Source organism: Thermogemmatispora onikobensis, assembly GCF_001748285.1.
GTDB lineage: Bacteria > Chloroflexota > Ktedonobacteria > Ktedonobacterales > Ktedonobacteraceae > Thermogemmatispora > Thermogemmatispora onikobensis.
This window is the reverse complement of the sequence record NZ_BDGT01000038.1, coordinates 33,522-52,565: the sequence shown is the minus strand read 5'-3', so window position 1 is coordinate 52,565 and position 19,044 is coordinate 33,522. Positions and strand designations below refer to the sequence as shown.

Below are 19,044 nucleotides of genomic sequence, written 5' to 3'. Positions count from 1 at the left end.
CCCGGCAGAATGTCCAGAGGACAGGCTCTTAGGCCATAAGCTGCACCCTGCCGCGTCGCCACAACCACAAGCCCCGTCGTCTCGGCCTCTTCTCATCGCTCACTTCCTGCGAGCGCCCGATAGATAGAGTGGTCCTCCCCTCAACTAACCATGAGTGTAACGCCTGCTTTAGCTCAAGAGTAACAGCCAGCAGATTACGGCTCAGCTGAGCCTGCTCCTTATGGCCCTCTCTTCCCAGCCCTTTGGCTCACTCTTCCTGGCCCTTCCTCTAGACATCATCTGCTATAATAGGCTGTGCATTTCCGATCTGGAGGCGCGAAAGAACCAGACTATGTCAGCACAGCAGTACCGAGCCTTGCAGGGCTTCCGCGATATCTTGCCCGATGAGCAGCCCTATTGGCGCTTCGTGGAGCAGACCGCCGCGACCGTGGCCGAGTTGTACGGCTACCGCCGTATCGAGACCCCCATCCTAGAAGAGACAGGGGTCTTCCTCAAGACCTCTGGCGAAACGTCGGACGTGGTCGAGCACCAGATGTATACGTTCGAGGATCGCCCGGGGAAGGAGGGCCGCGGCCAGAGTCTGACGCTGCGCCCCGAGGGCACAGCAGGTGTGGTGCGGGCTTATCTGGAGCATGGGATGTTTAAGCTCCCTCAACCCGTCAAGCTCTACTATCTCAGCGTCCCAATGTTTCGCCATGAACGTCCCCAGGCCGGACGCTATCGCCAGCATCACCAGTTTGGCTGTGAGGCCCTCGGCGAGAGTGATCCCGCGATCGATGCCGAGCTGATTGCCCTGCTCTATCAGGTCTACAGCCAGCTCGGGCTGCGAGGTATCCGCGTCCAGCTCAATAGCATCGGCGATGCCGTCTGTCGCCCGCGTTACGTGGAGGCTCTGCGCGCCTATTATCGCCCCTTGCTTGACCAGTGCTGCCATAACTGCCAGTCTCGCTTCCAGAAGAATCCGCTTCGTCTGCTGGATTGCAAAGAGCCAGAAGATCAGGCCAAGATCGCTGCCGCGCCTCACAGTGTCGATTACCTCTGTGAAGCGTGCCGTGAGCACTTCGAGCGTGTGCAGCGCTTCTTGCAGCTCTATGAGGTGCCCTTTGAGCTGAATCCGCTGCTGGTGCGCGGTCTTGACTACTATACTCGTACAGTCTTCGAGTTTACTTCGGAGATGGACAATACGGCGCTCAACGGCGGGGGACGTTACGACGGACTGGCTGAACTCTTGGGCGGTCCTCCTACACCCGGCATTGGCTTCGGTATGGGGATCGAGCGCGTCATTCTGGAGCTGAAGCGCCAGGGGATCGTTCCACCTCCACCCGAGAGACCACGGGCTTTTGTGGTTTCTATGGGCAAGGAGCCAGCACTCAAAGAGGCGGCGGTCCGTCTGATTGCTGAGCTGCGGCATGCCGGCATCAAGGCCGAGATGAGCTACGGTGACCGCAGCCCCAAGGCTCAGATGAAGCAGGCCAATGCTTCGGGCGCCGCCTATGCTCTGATTCTCGGCGAGGAGGAGCTGGCTAACGGGCTGGTCTCTGTCCGCTCACTGCGCGCCGAAGGCGCCGAGGAGGAGGCCCGGCAGGTAGCCGTTCCTCGCGCGGAGGTTCTGCGCTATCTCCAGGGCTGAGGCAAGCGAGGAGGGAGCAGAAGAGCGCTACACTCTCTGGCGTGCGGCCTGCTCTCCCCGCTCACGGCTCTTGTTAAGTAGCTTTCTGACTGAGCGGGCAGCGCGGAAGCAACTCGACAACTGGTCCCAGGAAAGACCTTTAGCTTGCCAGAATGCTCCGATAGTTCGCCGGCAGCCGGCAACCGCGATAGAGCGCCCCGAGCAATGCTGGCTGTGTCTGGACCTGAACCGCTCCCCGTGGACAGCTGAGCGTCAATGTACGGGCTCCCATCCCCAGGTCTTGCCTTAAAGGCTTGGGATGTCCTCTAACATCTACAACACCAATCGGCCAGAGTTGCCCATCGATGATAAAGTCTTGCCCACTGAAGTAGAAGAAGGGGACACGGTAGCCCATCGCCGTACGCACATCGCTAATCAATGACAGGATGTGGGCGATGGCGATCTCAGTCGGATTGTAGACGTTGAGACCGCAGCCCTGGAAACAGCCCGTGCCCTCGACAACCCAGATGTGCTCTCCCAGCTTGCCGCTGTTGAGATCAAGGCCAAACTGTTGCGCCCAGAAGGCCAGCAGCCCGTAGAGATTGTTCACGTAATCGCCAGGATAACCATTGTGCCAGCTATCGATGAGGCCCAGGGTCTGGCTGCGCCAGCTCCAGTGACCACCTGGATGGACAAGCGTATTCATGGCGGTCTGCATCTCATTCAGGTAGGCCACACGGGTCATGAGCTTGCCGTAGTCGTCCGGGACAACCAGAGGATCAACCGAGCCGAGAATGACCTTGGCGCCGGGATCATAGGTCTGCACGGCCTGAGCACAAAGATCATAGAAGCGCGCAAAGCGTTCAGGAGTGACATAGGTTGTCCAGGCGTCCAGCTTCATCTGTTCGTTGCCGCATTGTATGGCATCCGCCCCCGCTAAAGCGGCATCCTGGATAATGTTGGCATCGTAAAGGCGGGGCGGCCCCGCACTCGGCTGGCACAGCGTCAGCAAGACATGGAAACCAGCCGCATGCATGCTGGCAACGGCATTTTTGAGAGCGCTGCCCTGTAAACCAGCAGCACCACAGCTGTGGTCTCCCAGCCGAACCCAGGCAATGCCTCCAGCCGCGGCAGCAGTACGTCCCTCAACGCCAAGGACGGTAGCCGGATCGCGCGTCGGCGAGGGGGTTGGCGAAGGAGTGGGTGTCGGCGTGAAGGTCGGCGTTGGCGAAGGGGTCGGCGTCGGTCGCTGCGCCACCGGCACCGGCGTTGGCGTGGCCTCGCTCCCTACCATACCCGCCAGCGCTACCCGGTAGGCCAGGGCGGTCAGGACGATACTGCTCAGAACGATAGCAACAACGACGAGCAGCGTCGAGCGCTTGAGACTGTTTCTAAAGATCATCTTTCTTCTTCAGAGACTATTACAAATAAATCAATACATGATCAAACAAAAAGAGCGTTTGTTACTTGCCAATGCAGAATTCGCTGAAGATGCGTTCAAGCAGGTCGGCGCTGGCCGTCTCGCCAGTGATCTCGCCGAGGGCCTGGCAGGCAGCCTGCAGATCGATGGAGACAAAGTCGAGGGGCAGATCCTGCTCCAAGGTGGCCAGGGCTGCCTGCAAGTGCTGCGAGGCCAGGCGCAGGGCCTCCTGATGGCGCAGGTTTGTCACCAGCACGCTATCGCTTTGCAGTGCTCTGCCAGCCAGCACCAGGTTGGCGATCGTCTCCTCCAACTGGCTCAGTCCCTCGCCTGTCAGCGTTGAGGTCATCACCAGTGGAGCCTGGGGCCAGAAGCGGCGCACCTGCTCAAGCGGCAACGAGCGCGGGCGATCGATCTTATTCAGCACCAGAATCACCGGGCGTCCAGCGCGGCCATTGGCCGCCTCACTGCCCTCGTGGCCAAACCCCAGACGCTGGAGTTCCTCGCAGACCTGGCGATCTTGAGCGGTGAAATCTTCAGCGCCGTCGAAGACCAGCAGCACCAGGTCAGCGCTCTCCGCCGCGGCGCGGCTGCGCTGAATACCAATCTGCTCGACCGGGTCATCGGTAGGGGTGATTCCAGCGGTGTCGATCAGATGTAGAGGAATGCCCCGAAGATTGGCCACTTCCTCAACGGTATCGCGGGTTGTGCCGGCGATCGGCGTAACGATGGCGCGTTCACTGCGCAGCAGGGCATTCAGGAGGCTTGATTTGCCAACATTGGGACGACCGATGATGACGGTGCGCAGGCCGTGACGATAGAGGCGCCCCTGTTCCGCCCCGGCCAGCAATTCATCGATCAGGCTCAGGGCCGCCAGCATCGGGGGACGCAACTCGTCGGCGCGTGGAGTAGGAATATCATCTTCGGGGAAATCAATGCTCGCCTCGATACGGGCCAGGACCCCCAGCACTGTCTGTCGAGCCTCGCGCAAACGGACCGAGACGCGCCCCTGCAGCTGCTGCATGGCCAGCCGCAACCCCGCCTCGGTGCGGGCGCTGATGACATCCATGACCGCCTCCGCCTGCGCCAGATCGAGGCGTCCATTGAGAAAGGCGCGCAGCGTAAACTCCCCCGGCTGCGCCAGTCGGGCCCCATGTTCCAGCACGAGGCGCAGCATGCGCTGCAAGACGAGCGGCCCGCCATGCCCCTGAATCTCAACGACATCTTCGCGCGTATAGGTGTGGGGCCGACGCATGAAAGCCACCAGCACCTCATCGAGCACCTCACCGCTACGCGGATCAACAATCCGCCCATAGGTCAGCTGGTGCGAAGGAGGGAGCGTCTGCTCCCCACCGGGACGGCGGAAGAGCGGGAGCACGATGGAGAAAGCTGCCTCCCCACTCACACGCACAATGCCTACGCCTCCCACACCAGGAGGGGTAGCGATCGCTGCTATGGTGTCACTCTGCATGGCTCCTCGCATAGTCCGCATTATAGCCCCGTCCTTCCCAGCACGCAAGAGGACTTCAGCCCGCGGCGAGCAAACGCTCAGGGTGCGTGTAGACGTTCATTGAACGCCCTCGCAGGAAGCCAACGAGCGTGATGCCCGCCTGCTCCGCCAGCTCCACCGCCAGACTCGATGGGGCCGAGATCGCCGCAACACAAGGGATACGGGCAGAGAGAGCTTTCTGTATAATTTCGAACGAGGTCCGCCCGCTGACCATGAGAATATGCTCGCGGTAGGGAAAGTTGCCCTGAAGCAGTCCCCAGCCCACGAGCTTGTCCACCGCATTATGCCGCCCGACATCCTCGCGTAGGAGCAACAGCTCACCCTGGAGCGAGAAGAGGGCCGCCGCGTGCAGGCCGCCAGTATGGGAGAAGACAGCCTGAGCCACCCGCAGCCGCTCAGGCAGCGCGTAGAGGGTCTCGGCCCGCAGGCGCAGCGTATCTGGCTCAAGCGGCGCAAGCGAGCTCAGCAGGTCCGCAATGCTATTCTTGCCACACAGCCCGCAGCTAGAGGAGACCGCAAAGTGGCGCTCAAAGGTAGCCTGGCAGACGGCACCACCATCGGCTTGTTCCTCCTGGGCCTCGCTGGTGCGCAAAGTGACCTCGATGACGTTGGGCAGCGGGAGACCATCGGCGTCGAGAGCTTCCTCGACACGCAGCACCTCCTGCCCCGAGCGAATGAGGCCCTCATTCAAAAGGAAGCCCAGAGCGAGCTCGCGATCGTGGCCCGGGGTGCGCATGATGATCGCGAGGCTGCGCTGGTTGAGCCGGACCTCCAGCGGCTCTTCAACAGCCAGCGCCTCGTCGCGCGACTGAGCATCTTCTCCCTCCCAGTGCAGCACGCGCGCACTCATGACGCGCAGAGGATCAACGATAGAGCGCCAAAATTGGGTAGCAGTCATAGGGCCATCCTCCTTCGCTTCGTCGCACTGTGCACTCATCAGCTGAGCAGGCTTGCTCACAACGGCAAGCGGGAAGACCACGCCGTTCTTCTCTTATTCTATAAGCATTCAAGATCGTCTCTACCCATCCCGATTGACGCCTCGCCTCTGGCCATGCTAGGATTCAGGCAAGATTGCGCATCCAATCGATCGATCGATCGATCCAGCCAGCCATTCATGCATTCTCACCCAGAGCAAAGAGAGCTGTCAGACTATCCCTGGCGAGCTGAAGACAGCCCAGCTCAGGTCAATTGCACATCGAGGTTTGAGCAATGCATCACTCTGTCAAGTCGTCGAGCGAGTTTCTGCGCAAGCGCGGCTACCGTCTCACGCCGCAGCGCTCGATGATCTTGAACGTTATTCACGAAGCCGACGCCCATCTCAGTATCGAACAGATCAGCGAGCGTGTTCAGCAGCAGAATCCCGCGGTCAGCCTCTCGACCATCTACCGCACCCTCGAACTCCTCAAGGAGCTAGGGCTGGTGCGAGAGAACCGCCTTCCGGGCGAGCCGCCACGCTATGAGCGCGCACCAGGCAAGGCCCATCACCATTTGATCTGCCGTGGCTGCCGCGTCATTATCCATCTTGACGAGAACCTCCTTGGGAACCTGCATGAAGACCTGCAGCAGCAGTATGGCTTTCATGGCCTGACACTGGACCTGGTGGCCAGCGGTTACTGCCCGGCCTGCTGGCAGAAAAGGCAGTCCTTTCTCCCGGCGGGCGAGGCGACCGCGGAGATGAAGAGCAACAGCACCCAAGACGAGACCTGAGCGAAGCATCCCCCGCCGGATCGAAGCCAGTGAACCAGCACGTCCGTAGCTGCGCCTTCTCGCCACTTGCTCGCTGACCTGGCAGGCCCTGCCCTAAGCCGACTGACTGGCCTGGAAATGACGCAGCATCTCCTCCAGACTATCGCCTCCGTACTTTTCTAGCAGGGCTTCGGTCAGAACAATGGCCATCATGGCCTCACCAACCACACCACCGGCAGGCACCACACAGACATCGCTGCGCTCGTAGCGGGTCTGGTCGATATTCTCGCCACTGGCCAGATCAACAGCAGGGAGCGGATGGGCCAAAGAAGGGATGGGCTTGAGGGCCACTCGCACCACCAGTGGCTCACCATTGGTAATCCCCCCTTCGAGGCCTCCAGCGTTGTTCGTCACATGGTACCAGCTACCGTCAGCACCATGCCGCAGCACATCATGGACTTGAGAGCCAGTGCGCCGCGCCGCCTCCAGCCCCGCGCCAATCTCGACCGCCTTGGCCGAGGGAATGCTGAGCATGGCCAGGCCCAGACGCGCGCTCAAACGCCGATCCCATTGGCTGTAGCTGCCCAGCCCGATCGGAACCCCAAGCGCCACAACCTCAAAGACCCCACCACAGGTATCACCGGCTCGCTTTGCTTCTAGAATACGAGCAATCATGCGCTCGGTCAAGGCAGGATCAGCGCAGCGCATCGGTGACGCTTCGACCTGCTCCCATAGGCTGGGAGGATAGGCATCCCGCGTCAGGGGACGCGGCTCCTCATAGCCTACATCGGCAATGGCCAGGACATGGCTGTGAATGGAGACCCCAAAGGGCCGCAGCAGCTGGCGGCAAAGGGACCCAACAGCCACACGCGCCGCGGTCTCACGCGAGCTGGCTCGCTCAATCACGTTGCGCACATCACGATGGCCATACTTGATGGCCCCCGTAAAATCGGCGTGACCAGGGCGCACGCGCGTCACCGGTTCGGGCGGCTCCTCCACCGGCTCAGCACTCATAGCTTGCTGCCAATTCACCCAGTCGCGGTTCTCAATCTGCATGGTCACCGGCGAGCCAAGCGTCCGCCCATGCCGAATACCAGAGAGAAAACGCACACTGTCTTTCTCGATCTTCATGCGTCCCCCACGCCCATAGCCACCCTGACGACGACGAAGATCACGGTCAATAGCTTCACGATCAATCTCTAGCCCGGCAGGCAGCCCTTCGATAATAACAGTCAGACAGGGACCATGCGATTCACCCGCGGTGAGAAAGCGAAACATGAGAGACTCACCCTCCCAGAAGTCCAGGTTGCCTTGATTATACAGGGAAAAAGACAGGCCGTCAGTAGGAGATGTCTCTCCCCCCAGCTTTCACCAGGAGACAACGACCAGACTCAGGCCGAGGAGCACAGGAAGATAGTACCAGCCGCGGCGGGCTTCTACGCCATTTTCTCATAGAGAAAGACTGATATATACAGTTCGAGCAGATTGGCTGGCAGACAGGGCTTCTAAAACGGAGAGTAGCCCCTGCTTGAATTTCAATTAAACTGTGCATAGCATTGCGATGACTGCTGCAATACGCTGTTCATTCAGAGAACCATCAGCTTTGGACAGCTTTAGTTGTAACACAAGAAAGGGACTTTTTTGCGTGCCGATTTTTTCTTGCTATTGACACAACAATAAAAAGAATTTACAATCTCTTTTATGAGGAAGTTATTTATTTATTGACTCCCCATTCATGTTCACGAGTGTGCTGTACGTAGGAGGGTTCTATGTCACCAAAGACGCCCAACCACCTCGGGTCTTCAGTAGGGGCAAGAGTGCGAGCGATCAGACAAGCCAGGAAACTGACTCAGAGCCAGCTGGCCGGTCAAGACTTCTCCATAAGCTATATCTCAGCGATTGAGCGCGGACAGATTCAACCCTCTATTCGGGCCTTGGAGATTCTGGCCAGCCGGCTGAACGTCTCTCCTGCCCAGCTCCTGGCCGAGACTGGAGGAGGACCACTCGGCCAGCCAGCCGCCGTCGCTCGCGACGGGCGACACGCCCTCGCAAGCGAGAGCGAGCTGCACTTGCGACTACTGGAGAGCGAGATCTGGATTCATGAGGGCGAGCTAGCCCGGGCCACCGCCGCCTTGCAGGACTTGATCAGCGCCATACTCCCGCGCCAGGATAAGGCGCGGGTCTATTATCTTCTCGCCCTTGCCACCTTCTCCAGCGGGCACCTCTCCGAGGCTGAGCGCTCCCTCGAAGAGTGCCGTCAGCTTCTTGCAGACTATGAGCCTTCTTCCCTAAAAGCTCGTATTTTATATCTTTCTGGTCTTGTACATTTCTCTATGCAAAATTATTATTTAGCAGAATTTTTCTATAATGAAAGTATCAGCATTGCTGACAGAATTACTCCGAAAGACTACTTTCTTTTAATTCGATCTTATCTCGGCCTTGGGCAGCACTATCTGAGACGCGGTGAGGCCGAACGTGCGATCGCCGCACTGAGACAGGCGGCAGCACTGAGCGAGAGGGCGGCAGCAGCGCCCGCTTCACCGCCAGAGCAGGCTTACTATGAGCTAAGCGCTGGCTATGCGCGACAGGGCAGCTATCCACTGGCCCTGCTCAGCGCCCACAAAGCCCTGGCTATGCAGGCTCAGCGTCGTCTCAGCCGCCTACAAGGAGAGATCACTCATCTGCTCTACCACGCCCGGCTGCAAAGCGCAGACGAGGCCAGCCGTCGGCAAGCCCTCGCCACCTTAGAACACCTGCAGCAGCGGGCAAGAGAACCGCTGCAGGCTGCCAGCGTCGCCTTTCACCTGGCGCACTGGCATTTCCACCACGAGCACCAGCTCACCGAGGCCAGGCGCTACAGTGAGCAAGCCCTGGCTCTGGCGCGCACCTTTGGGGACAACCTCATTCAGGCCGAGGCCCTTTTCCTTCTCGGTCAGCTCGCTTACGAGGAGAGCCAGTATGAGCACGGCGATCAGCTCTGTCGTGAGGCGCTTGCCCTTTTAGAGCGCCTCCACCTCGACCGCGACCAGCTCGCCGAATACTACAGCACTTATGCTCGCCTGCTTGAGGGACGAGGAGAGGCACGCGAAGCTTTTCTCTACTTCCGCCGCGCTTACGAGATCGCCCAGCGCCGCACTCGCCCCTGAATGAAGATCGACTTGCTCCCCTCTTGTACCTGCGCTCAGGGTCAGCGGCGGCTCCTCATCAGACCGTGCAGGGACGTAACTCAAGGCGCATGAAAGCCACCTCCAGCATGTTGCGCTCTTCTGGCTTGCTGAGCTGAAGGGAGGTGCGCCCTAATGGGAAGCGTAGCCGGCCCTGAGAATTCACCTCCTCCGGAGAGCGAATGGCCTGCGGATTGCCTCCCAACCAGTCCACTGCCTCAATCAGAGCGCCTAGAGGCAGAGCTGCTTCCAGGAATTGACCGCGCAGTTGCGGGGGCAATCCTTGAAGGAAGAGAACAAGAAGGTCACCTTCCTGCTCTATTCTGCCTTCATAGGGACCAGCCTGCAAGAGAATAGCTGACCTCCCGCGCTGGTCAGCCAGCCCTGCACTCGTCAAAGGGACCGCGCTCCTGCGAACCGAGCGCGCCGCAGCACTGGGCTGGCGTAGCTCGTAGGCATAAAGCGGCGGCTCACGGGGTGGCCCTTCGCGCTCCGTCACCAGACTTGCCACCCGCACCAGATCGCGTAAAGCCTGCTCGCGCTGCTGAGTCAGGCCCGCGCTCAAGCGAATAGCCCGTTGCAACAGCTGTCGGGCAGCGATAAGGGGATCTTCGCGCTCCGGCTCGCGTTCCGCCCGACGCAACAACAGCTCCGCCTGGCGAATCAGGGCCTGGCAGAGATGCACGAGCGAGCGGGCTGGCACTGGTGAAACCGTGGTCGGGGGGCGCATAATGGCCTCCTGCTCAGGGGAGTGCGGCTGATCCGCCAGGGCTTTTCCCAGCGCGCTGTAGGTTTCCACATAGGCGTTTCGGCAGAGCGAGCAACCAATCAGATGATAGATGAATCCAGCATAGCGCAGGTAGACCTGATCATCATGTTGCAGCAGTGCTTCGCAAAAATCGGGAATTTGTTGATAGAAGCGTAGATGGTCGTCATTGCTCTGGAGCAAAGCGAGCTGGTCGCCTGTAGACGAGGGGGAAGGAGCCGGTGCATTGGGGGGTAGCATCAACTCCTGCAACCAACGGGCCAGTCCCCCAGAAGAATCCGGATGCGGCTGGTTCATCTCATACTCATAGTTGCTGCGGTTGCTCATTCACAACCTCCTTCCTTCCTCTGGATCGGGGGGTCATCACGATTTGTATCTATTCAGCCCGATAGTAACGGGCCAACCGGCGAAGGCGAGCAGCATCGAGATGCACGACCTCATCCCCATCATGCCAGTCCAGCAAGCCCTCGAAAGCCAGTTGTCTCAGCCCTTGCTTGATCTCAGCTAGCGTCAGCCCCTTGCGCGCCAGATCCTGCACCGGGACCGCTACCTCGCCGGCAGCCTCGTTGCTACGAGACGAGAGCAAAGCCTCATACTCTGTTAGACGCAGAGCAACAATAACCGCCAAATTGGAACTCTGCGACTGCAGGCAGGAGCGAAGCTTCTTATAAGCGTGGTCGCGATGCTGGCTCAGGTGAGCCAGCGGGGTTTCAGCAGGAAGGAGAGTGATAGCCATCGCCTGGAGTTCCTCCACCACCTCGCGAGCCAGATCCACAGCCCCTAACGTTTCCAATTCCTGCAACACTGCCCGCAGTTGGCGTGGTGCACTGGCGAGCGCTTTAATACAGTGCTTCAACAGAATGCGCAGCTCCTGCCGGGTTACCGCAGCCAGGGCTGCTTCTTCAGGATGAGCGAAGGGAGGACTGCCCCACAGCGATGTTGTGATCTCGCTCAAAGGGTTGGCCTCGCCCTGGCGCTCCTCGCTTTCTTCCAGGGCAGAAAAAAGGGTCACCTGCCGCTGATGCTGACGCAGGCGAAGGCGATCGATTGCCTTATGATACACACAGTTATTGAGGAAGGCATAGAACTGAGCTTCGCTCAGGCGGTCCAGCACGGTCTCCGGCTGCCGATTTCCCCCTCCCAGCAGGCCCAAAGCTACCAGACGATCGACCACATGGTTGACGACCAGATCGACTTCTTCAGCATCATACTGCAGCGGCCCCAGGTAGCGCTGAGCCCGCTGCCGGAGGAAAGCTTGCAGCGCAGGCAGGCTTTTTTCGGGCTCATATCTTAGATCACGGGCCGTGAATGGCATGCTCAAGATTCCCCTTTAAAGACTGTAGGATCAGGCGCACCTCTCTCCCAAAGGCAGCGTGTGCAGGATCTCACAGCAGTATATCTGCTTTTGCGCCATCCGGCAAGGAGACTGAGCACAGAGCAGCATACTGCAACTCTGTGGAACATGATGCCCCTTATCTTCTCTCATATCGGAAAGAGAACAGAGCAGGGATAAAAAGAGGGGAGAGAGGACCACCGTGGCGCGCAATAGCAGCGCCGCGGTGGAAGCGCCCGGGGCGAGCAGGCCAGGGAAGAGTCCGAACAAGCAGCGACCGGCCCGCTTTCAAGGCAATAAGGATCTCCGAAGAGGGAAACAGCAGGCAGCCGTAGAGTAGCTCCCGGTCCCACTGCTCGCCTGACGCGGGCGGTAGCGGGCCGGGCAGGCTACTCTAGATCACCCAATTTGCCCTGGCGCTGGTGTTCATAGGCTTTCTTAATGGCATTGAGACTGCGCTGCACCTCACCTCGCTGCTCCAGAAGATTGGCGTAGCGGAAGTAGGCACTGGCCGCCAGCTCATGAGCATTGGCCCGATCGAGCAGGTCCAGCGCCTGATGGAACAGCTCATCAGCGCCAGAGAAATCGCTCTCCTGGTGACGAATCTGAGCCAGAGCAATCAGGGCCTGCCCCTGCGTGCGCGGGTCCTGACTGGCGCGGGCCAGGTTGAACGCCTCTTGAGCCTCACGCTCGGCCTCGGCCAGCTTCCCTTCCTTCAGTAGCAGCTCTGCCAGGCTGGTATGACAGAGCGAGGCAGCCACCTCATCGCTTAATTCACGCTCGATCTCGATAGCACGGCGATACTCCTGCTCAGCTCCCGCCAGATCGTTCTGCTTCTCCAGTGCTTTGCCAAGCTGCTGATGGGTCAGACCAATCAGACGCTGCTCGTCGCGCATCTCGTAGATGGCCAGACTGCGCATCGCATAGTCGCGCGCCATCGCCAGTTTGCCAGCGCTACGATACTGCTGGCTGATCTCCATATAACGACGGGCAAAGGCCCGACTGTCGCGATAGACCTCGTCCAGCGTTTCTAAAGCACGATGATAGAAGATCACCGCCTTCTCCAGGTCACCGAGACGGAAGTAGTCGTTGGCCAGATTGCTAAAGACTTCCAGGGCAAAGATTGGGTCCTTAATCTGGCCAGCCTCGATGACCTCCAGGCAGCGCTGATGGTTCTCTAAGGCCAGCGTGTAGTTATAGAGGAGAAAGTACGCTTTGCCAAGATAGTTGCGCGCACGCTCGCTGTATTCGATCTCATTCATGCCCTCGCCCTGGTTGACCGCAGCACGCAGATCCACCACAGCCTCCTGATACTCCCCAGCCCCCAGATGGATCAGACCCCGCAAGAGATAGAGACGGAAAGCCTGATCGGTGGTGAGGCGCTCAGGCTGGAGCGGCGCCAGCAACTGGGCCGCCTGCTCGTAGGCTTGCTGCTGGATGAGAATGCCAGCATGCAATAGATCAACCTCAACTCGCTGGTCAGGACCAGAGTCCGCCGGCGAGTAACCAACAGCACGCGCCTCAGCCGCCCCCGCGGGCGAGCCTTCTAACAAGAAGGTGAGCGGGACATCGAGCCGCCGGGCAAGAATGGAGAGCGCCTTGAGCGAGGGACGAATCTTGCCCCTCTCAATGGCAGAGATATATGAAATTGAGAACTCGGGCGACGCCAGTTGCGCCTGGGTGAGGCCCAACCGCGTGCGCACCTCACGGATATTGGTGCCCACTCGGGCAGCAACCGCTTTACCCACGTTCGCAGTTTCTGTCGACGGCATAAGGACTTTCCTTTCCGAGATTCCGCTTGCTCTCTCGAAAGTATGCTTGCTTTCTTGCTTGCTTTCCTGGCCGAGACCACGCAGGAAACCCCAGCCTTGCCTGACCGAAGGTCGCTCCATGCACCAGGCCCGTCCGATGCTGCCGCACTGCCATCCCTGGCTGGCTGAGCAGCGGTTTTTCAGCAGGCTTGTACAAGCTGCAGCGAATCAGTAAGCAAGGGATGTATCAACATCCAGGGATGAGCAGTCTAAGCAAAACATCAAGTCTACTCTATCATACTTAGGGCACGAGGTCAATATATCGTGCATTATTAGTTTAAGGAGTAGCCAGATAGGTTCTCTCTGTATGGGTACTTCTCTCTAGCCTGATTGTCCCTAGGGGATTAATTTTTTGCCTGATTCAGGAGCAGCAAAAATACGGCCCGTTCCCTTTTGATTTGAATACAAAATTCACATATTTGAGATGCAACTACGCTGCTGGCAAAGCTTAGCTCTTCTATCATTATACAACAATAGCTAAATGCTTTGCGAGTACCAGCGCCTTGATCTTCAGAGGGGGTAGCCTTCCCACATTTCAGCCTGGAATAATTTCAACGATTACAGTGCTAGCGAAACAGTCTCTCTCTCGATTATAATCTCTCTGGCCGGCCAGCATTTCAGCATACTTTTGAGCAGTTAAGGATCGGTTCTAAGTTAGACTTATGAGCAATGCTCATGCTCTTTTTCTATGGCCATCAGCGCGCGATTGGATCTCTCCCTCCCACCCACCCGCCGCTGTTCTCACCCACTATGCCAGCACTGGCAGTGACCATCATCCTCTTGCCGCATCCCCCACGGCAAGTAAGCAACTGGCCCTATTCCTGCAGCCATGCCCTTTGGCATGGCTACAAAACTTCCATCTAGTACAACGCTTCAGGCTAGTCAGCTCCTGTCTGACCATCCCAATATTACTAATGGAGTTTTGCCGCCAGACGCTCTGGCGGCTCTTGACCCGGCCTGGGCAGAGCAGCGACTGGCCCGGTCGCCGTCTCGAACTCTCTGTCAGTTTCAGAACAGGTGGACACGTTCAATGAGCACTCTCTATCTCGTTGCGACTCCAATCGGCAATCTCGGCGATATTACACTGCGGGCCTTAGAGGTTCTGCGCAGCGTCGATGTAATTGCCGCTGAAGATACTCGCAAGACGGCCATCCTCTTGAGGCATTACGATATTCACAAGCCACTGCTCGCTTTTTACGAGCACAACGAGGAGCGAGCAGGACGGCAGATCGAGGCCCTTCTCCTGCAGGGGAAGTCAGTGGCTCTGGTGACCAACGCGGGCACGCCCGGCATCTCTGACCCGGGCTACACGCTGGTCCAGCGCGCCATCCAGGCAGCGATCCCTGTGACGATGATTCCTGGACCTGCCGCTTTTGTCATGGCCCTTGTGCTCTCTGGCCTTCCGGTACACAGCTTTACCTTCCGGGGCTTCCCACCCCGCAAGGCGGGCCGGCGGCGGCGCTTTCTGGAGGCCGACCGTCTCTCACCTTATACGCTCATCTATTATGAAAGCCCTTATCGGCTTACTGACCTTCTCCGCGACGCCCTGGAGGTCTTTGGCGACCGACCAGCAGCTCTGGCCAATGAGTTGACCAAAATGTTCGAAAAGGTCTATCGCGGAACGCTCTCTTCTTTGATCGAGATGATCGCTCAGGAGAAGCCCCGCGGGGAGTATGTTCTGGTGGTTGCTGGTGCCTCGCGCCAGCAAGCAGCAGTCAATCAGGAGGACACCACTCTGGCAGAGCCTTTTTCAGAGGAGGTGGACGAGCCAGACGAGGATGAGGCTGAAGAGGTGTAGCCAGCCTGTTAGCAAGGCAGGGCCGCCTGCTCGTTGCCCCGCTGGCAACCCAGACGGCCGGCCCTGCCGCTCACTCCTGTGAGGCCGATACTGCTCTTGCGTGAGGGTGGCTAAATGCCCATGACCTGAATGAGTTCCTGCACAGCCGCTGCAGACTTCTGCAGGAGAGCTCGCTCGCCCTCTGTCAGCTCCAGCTCGATGATCTGTTCCACACCGTTGGCTCCAAGCTTCACGGGCACGCCGACAAAGAGGTTGTGAATGCCATATTCGCCCTGCAGATAGGCCGAGCAGGGCATGATCATCTTCTTGTCCAGGACAATCGAGTCGATCATCTGCAGCACTGCCGCCGACGGCGCAAAATAGGCGCTACCGGTCCCCAGCAGGTTGACAATCTCAGCTCCGCCGTCACGTGTGCGCTGAATAATTTGTTCGATCCGCTCGGCGGGCAACAGTTGCGAGATGGGTATACCCGCGACCGTACACATGCGAGCCAGCGGGACCATGGTGTCGCCGTGGCCACCGAGGACATAGGCCTGAACATCGCGTACGGAGACGTTTAGCTCTTGGGCAATGAAGGTGCGGAAACGCGCGGTGTCGAGAACGCCAGCCATTCCTACTACGCGATTGCGCGGGAAGCCGCTGACATGATAGGCCAGCTGAGCCATGGCATCTAGCGGGTTGGTAACCACGATGAGCATGCAGTTGGGCGAGTACTTGATGATTTCCTGCACTACCTGGGTGACAATCTCCTGATTCTTGCGCAGTAGATCATCGCGCGACATGCCAGGCTTGCGCGGGAAGCCAGAGGTGATTACCACCAGGTCGGAGTTGGCAGTGTCGGCATAGTCATTGGTGCCCACTACAAGGCTATCATAGCCGAGAATGGGGCCAGCCTGGAGCATGTCCAGGGCTTTGCCCTGCGGCATATTGGGCACAATATCATACATCACCACGTCGGCATAGTCGCGCTCTGCCAGACGTTGCGCGAGCGTGCTTCCAACAAAACCGGCGCCAACAATGGTTATCTTGGTGCGCATCGGGCTTTCCTCTCTCCAGATCAGTTTTTGTGTGCGAGTTGAGGATGCCACCGACTGTCGGCGGCACTGCCAGGCAGGCGGCATTGCTAGCTGGCTCGCTCGCCTGACCTTCTTTCTGTCTGCGCCCGCCTGATAACAGCGGACCCAGCCATATTGTATGTCTCTCTCGCAAGGATGCGCAATGTTCCTGGCTGGCAAACAGGGAAGGTCGATGCATCAGCCTTGCCCGAAGACGACATGAGCGACCAGCACCAGCCGGCGCGCGCCACCCCCCTCCTTCCTGGCTGTGCCGCTCGCTCTGGCCGGCTGCCAGCCGCTGGCAGGGCCATAGAGGCATGGCGTCAGCCGATGCATAGCCAGACACACAGCCAGGCCGATCTTGCGAGTATTATGGATGCCAGACAAAGGCAACACCAGGACCAGGATAGAAGGTCGCATAGGAAAGACGATTCCAACCACCATTGGCATACCAGTTGTAGTTACTGGTATAGACGCTGCCATCGGGATTAATCCGCTCTACTACAGCTACATGACCATAGGCGCTCGCTCCCTGGACGCCGGGTTGCAAGACGATAATCGAGGGGACGTGCGGCTGCGAAGAGACTACCCAGCCGTATTGTGCCGCCCCCGCTACCCACTGGTAGGCATCCCCTTGCCAGGGCACCCAGTAGCCAGTCAATTCGTGATAGCGCAGGTTGGCCCAGTAGGTACATTGGCCATAGGCAAAACGGTTCAAATCTCCCTCTGTCGGCTGTAAAGGCAACCCTGGATAGTGCAGTGGCCCGCTATCATAGCCGTCCTGCGTGACAGCCGTGGCCGTGGCCGCCTGGGGTCCGATCTGATAGGTGTTGTCCTGGCCAGTGCGAATAAAGCTGATGACCGAGCGCAACGGGTTGAAGCCCTGGCCGCTGTCGCCCGGGCCAACAGGCAGAACAGTTATTAACGTTATCAGAAGCATCAATATGACCAGACTCAGGGTGACAAGCTGCAGCCACCAACGCCGGCGCCGCGTTGGTGGCCCCCCTCCAGTGCCCCCCGCTGATGTGCCGTGAATGACCAGCGGTGGGCGCCCCTGACTATGCACCACCGGCGAAGCAGCGGACGGCCTTTCTCTTTCCGTCGGTGGCTTTCGCGGCGCTTTTTCTGGAGTCTGGATGAGCGGGCAAGCCTTAGTCGCTACAGCCGAGGCCAGCAGTGGCGCTTGCCGCTCGGCAAGCACCGCTGGCCCTCCACTCACTCCAGCCTGCCCGGCAGTGTGCTGCTGCTGCTCCATCCCCGTTCCACTGGTACCGTCTCGACGACCCTTCAACCATGACATATACGCTCCCCGATCTGGCTAGAGTCAAACCTGTTGCCTTCCGTATGTGTTTGACTCTACTCAGTGGACCGCTGACGGTCAAGGCGCTCTTGCTCCTACATGGGAATATTGTACTAAACACCTCTAAAGAGCAAGCAAACAGTAATCGTCTTTCACACCCGTTTTGAGAAGAATGTCGTTGAGGGCCAGTCTTGTCAGGCTCTGAGCAGCCTGCAACCGTGAAGCAAGCGCGAGGAGCAAATGGAGTCAAGTGACGTCAGTAGACGGCCAGGAAGAGGGTGGACGGCCAGAGGGACATAGAAAGGGGAGAGAGCTAACCAGAGCAAGTGCTCCTGGAGCACGTACTCACAGAAGGAGGCGCCTGAGACTACAGCGAGTGAGGAGGACAGAACGAGGAGAAGCCGGTCTCTCCTGTCAGATCGGCCTCTCCTCCTTGCTGCCAGGCGGGCGAGCTGAGCTAGATCTGGCAGCGTGGGCCAGGTTAGCTACATCAAGCCTGGCGGCTAGATCCAGACAAAATAGACGCCGCTGCCGGGATAGAATGTATAGTAGGAGACGATTCCCCAGCCGCCGCCATTGGCGTACCAGTTCATATTACTTGTATAGACACCGCCATCGGAGGTCAGGCTCTCAGCCACAGCCACATGGCCATAGTAGATATTGGCTCCCTGGACGCCCGGCATCAGCACAACGATGGAAGGAATGTGCGGCTGGGTGGAGACCATCCAGCCATTGGCTCTGGCTCCCGCTACCCACTCATCGGCGTTACCGCCCCAGGGCACCCACACCCCTGTCAGCTGGTGATAGCGATAATCGGCCCAATAGGTGCACTGGCCATAGGGGAAAGGATCACCCGCACTGCTGCCAACGACCGGCCCCGACTGCGTGCCAGTCGGGTTGCTCGGACCGGGATCGTAACCTACTCCACTGCGGACAATGGCCGTCGCCGTGGCAGCACGCATAGCGGCCAGATCCAGGGTACTGGAGCTGCCGCTGTTGCTCGGGATCATGTTCATAATGGACTGGAATAGCCCGCCCCCACTCCGGGCCCCGACCGGACTCTCGGGCAGCACCGTGAGCAGGGTGCCAGTGAGAATCAGCGCAACCAGGACCAGGACCGCCGCATGGACATGCCAGCGCTTGCGTGGAAGCCGCAGCGCCCCATCCTGACGCCTGAGCGCCTTTTTGCCATCGCCACGAATGATGAGCGGGGGACGCGCCGCGCTGGCGCTGGTGGAGCTGACCAACGGCAGCAGGGCCGTCTGCAGTTCTGGCAGTTGCCCGGTCTCGGGCACGGCATACTCTGTCCCCTCCTCCGCCCTGGCTACTGGCAACAAGGCCGTTTGCTTCTCTTCTTCCTCACCCGCCACTTCCGGGAGAGGCGTCTGCCGGCCATCGCTCAGGTCAGTCGCACCAGGTAGGGAGACCGACTGATCCGGAAAGGCGAGTTGCTCAACCGGCGACAACTGGGTGACTAGCCCAGGGATGCGAATCGGCTCCTCAACTCGTTCTTGCGTTTCTGCGACTCTGTCTTGACGGTCCTTAAATGATAGCATGCTGCATTCCTATCGTTGAAATTATGAGCCGCGTTG

14 protein-coding genes are annotated in these 19,044 nt (G+C 59.1%); 4 read left to right on the top strand and 10 right to left on the bottom strand.

Annotation, left to right across the window (positions count from 1 at the left end; all coding sequences use genetic code 11):
- Nucleotides 1-331: 331 nt before the first annotated feature.
- Nucleotides 332-1,630 carry a histidine--tRNA ligase gene (gene hisS, locus BGC09_RS16140; protein WP_069805219.1) on the top strand — a complete coding sequence of 433 codons (1,299 nt, stop codon included), beginning with the start codon at nt 332-334 and terminating at the stop codon, nt 1,628-1,630.
- A gap of 139 nt (nt 1,631-1,769) precedes the next feature.
- Here hisS and BGC09_RS16135 read toward each other — a convergent pair whose 3' ends face one another.
- The 3 genes from BGC09_RS16135 to fdhD all read right to left on the bottom strand — a co-directional run bounded on the left by BGC09_RS16135 (nt 1,770) and on the right by fdhD (nt 5,437).
- Nucleotides 1,770-3,011, bottom strand: coding sequence for a hypothetical protein (locus tag BGC09_RS16135; protein WP_069805206.1), 1,242 nt, complete (start codon nt 3,009-3,011; stop codon nt 1,770-1,772).
- A gap of 61 nt (nt 3,012-3,072) precedes the next feature.
- Complete coding sequence (mnmE, locus tag BGC09_RS16130) at nt 3,073-4,521, bottom strand: tRNA uridine-5-carboxymethylaminomethyl(34) synthesis GTPase MnmE (protein WP_218104072.1); 1,449 nt, start codon at nt 4,519-4,521, stop codon at nt 3,073-3,075.
- A 34-nt stretch (nt 4,522-4,555) separates the two neighbouring features.
- A complete protein-coding gene (fdhD, locus tag BGC09_RS16125; protein WP_218104071.1) occupies nt 4,556-5,437 on the bottom strand; it encodes a formate dehydrogenase accessory sulfurtransferase FdhD in 882 nt (293 codons plus the stop codon).
- Between the two features lie 311 nt (nt 5,438-5,748).
- Between fdhD and BGC09_RS16120 the strand changes: the two genes are divergently transcribed.
- On the top strand, nt 5,749-6,246 hold the full coding sequence (locus BGC09_RS16120; RefSeq protein ID WP_069805202.1) for a Fur family transcriptional regulator: 498 nt from the start codon (nt 5,749-5,751) through the stop codon (nt 6,244-6,246).
- Nucleotides 6,247-6,339: 93 nt separating this feature from the next.
- Here the strand turns inward: BGC09_RS16120 and aroC are convergent, their stop codons facing one another.
- Nucleotides 6,340-7,503, bottom strand: coding sequence for a chorismate synthase (gene aroC / locus BGC09_RS16115; protein WP_069805200.1), 1,164 nt, complete (start codon nt 7,501-7,503; stop codon nt 6,340-6,342).
- Between the two features lie 491 nt (nt 7,504-7,994).
- On the opposite strand from aroC, the gene BGC09_RS16110 reads away from it, so the two are divergent.
- A complete protein-coding gene (locus BGC09_RS16110) occupies nt 7,995-9,371 on the top strand; it encodes a helix-turn-helix domain-containing protein (protein WP_084659002.1) in 1,377 nt (458 codons plus the stop codon).
- 58 nt (nt 9,372-9,429) lie between these two features.
- Here the strand turns inward: BGC09_RS16110 and BGC09_RS16105 are convergent, their stop codons facing one another.
- From BGC09_RS16105 to BGC09_RS16095, 3 genes are all read right to left on the bottom strand, one after another.
- A complete protein-coding gene (locus tag BGC09_RS16105) occupies nt 9,430-10,482 on the bottom strand; it encodes a hypothetical protein (protein WP_069805196.1) in 1,053 nt (350 codons plus the stop codon).
- A 49-nt stretch (nt 10,483-10,531) separates the two neighbouring features.
- Entirely contained in the window at nt 10,532-11,470 is a 939-nt protein-coding gene (locus BGC09_RS16100) for a hypothetical protein (RefSeq protein WP_069805194.1), read from the bottom strand.
- A gap of 407 nt (nt 11,471-11,877) precedes the next feature.
- Nucleotides 11,878-13,260: a helix-turn-helix domain-containing protein gene (locus tag BGC09_RS16095; protein WP_069805192.1), complete on the bottom strand. Its 1,383-nt coding sequence runs from the start codon at nt 13,258-13,260 to the stop codon at nt 11,878-11,880.
- Nucleotides 13,261-14,329: 1,069 nt separating this feature from the next.
- Between BGC09_RS16095 and rsmI the strand changes: the two genes are divergently transcribed.
- Nucleotides 14,330-15,097 (top strand): 16S rRNA (cytidine(1402)-2'-O)-methyltransferase, encoded by a 768-nt coding sequence (rsmI, locus tag BGC09_RS16085; protein ID WP_069805188.1) that lies wholly within the window; start codon nt 14,330-14,332, stop codon nt 15,095-15,097.
- 110 nt (nt 15,098-15,207) lie between these two features.
- Here the strand turns inward: rsmI and mdh are convergent, their stop codons facing one another.
- The 3 genes from mdh to BGC09_RS16070 all read right to left on the bottom strand — a co-directional run bounded on the left by mdh (nt 15,208) and on the right by BGC09_RS16070 (nt 19,008).
- The gene (gene mdh / locus BGC09_RS16080; RefSeq protein WP_069805186.1) at nt 15,208-16,134 is read right to left on the bottom strand and encodes a malate dehydrogenase; all 927 of its coding nucleotides are present in this window, start codon (nt 16,132-16,134) and stop codon (nt 15,208-15,210) included.
- Between the two features lie 388 nt (nt 16,135-16,522).
- The gene (locus BGC09_RS23135; protein WP_084659000.1) at nt 16,523-17,452 is read right to left on the bottom strand and encodes a CHAP domain-containing protein; all 930 of its coding nucleotides are present in this window, start codon (nt 17,450-17,452) and stop codon (nt 16,523-16,525) included.
- A 503-nt stretch (nt 17,453-17,955) separates the two neighbouring features.
- Nucleotides 17,956-19,008, bottom strand: a complete 1,053-nt coding sequence (locus BGC09_RS16070) for a CHAP domain-containing protein (RefSeq protein WP_084658999.1) — start codon at nt 19,006-19,008, stop codon at nt 17,956-17,958.
- Between the last annotated feature and the right edge of the window lie 36 nt (nt 19,009-19,044).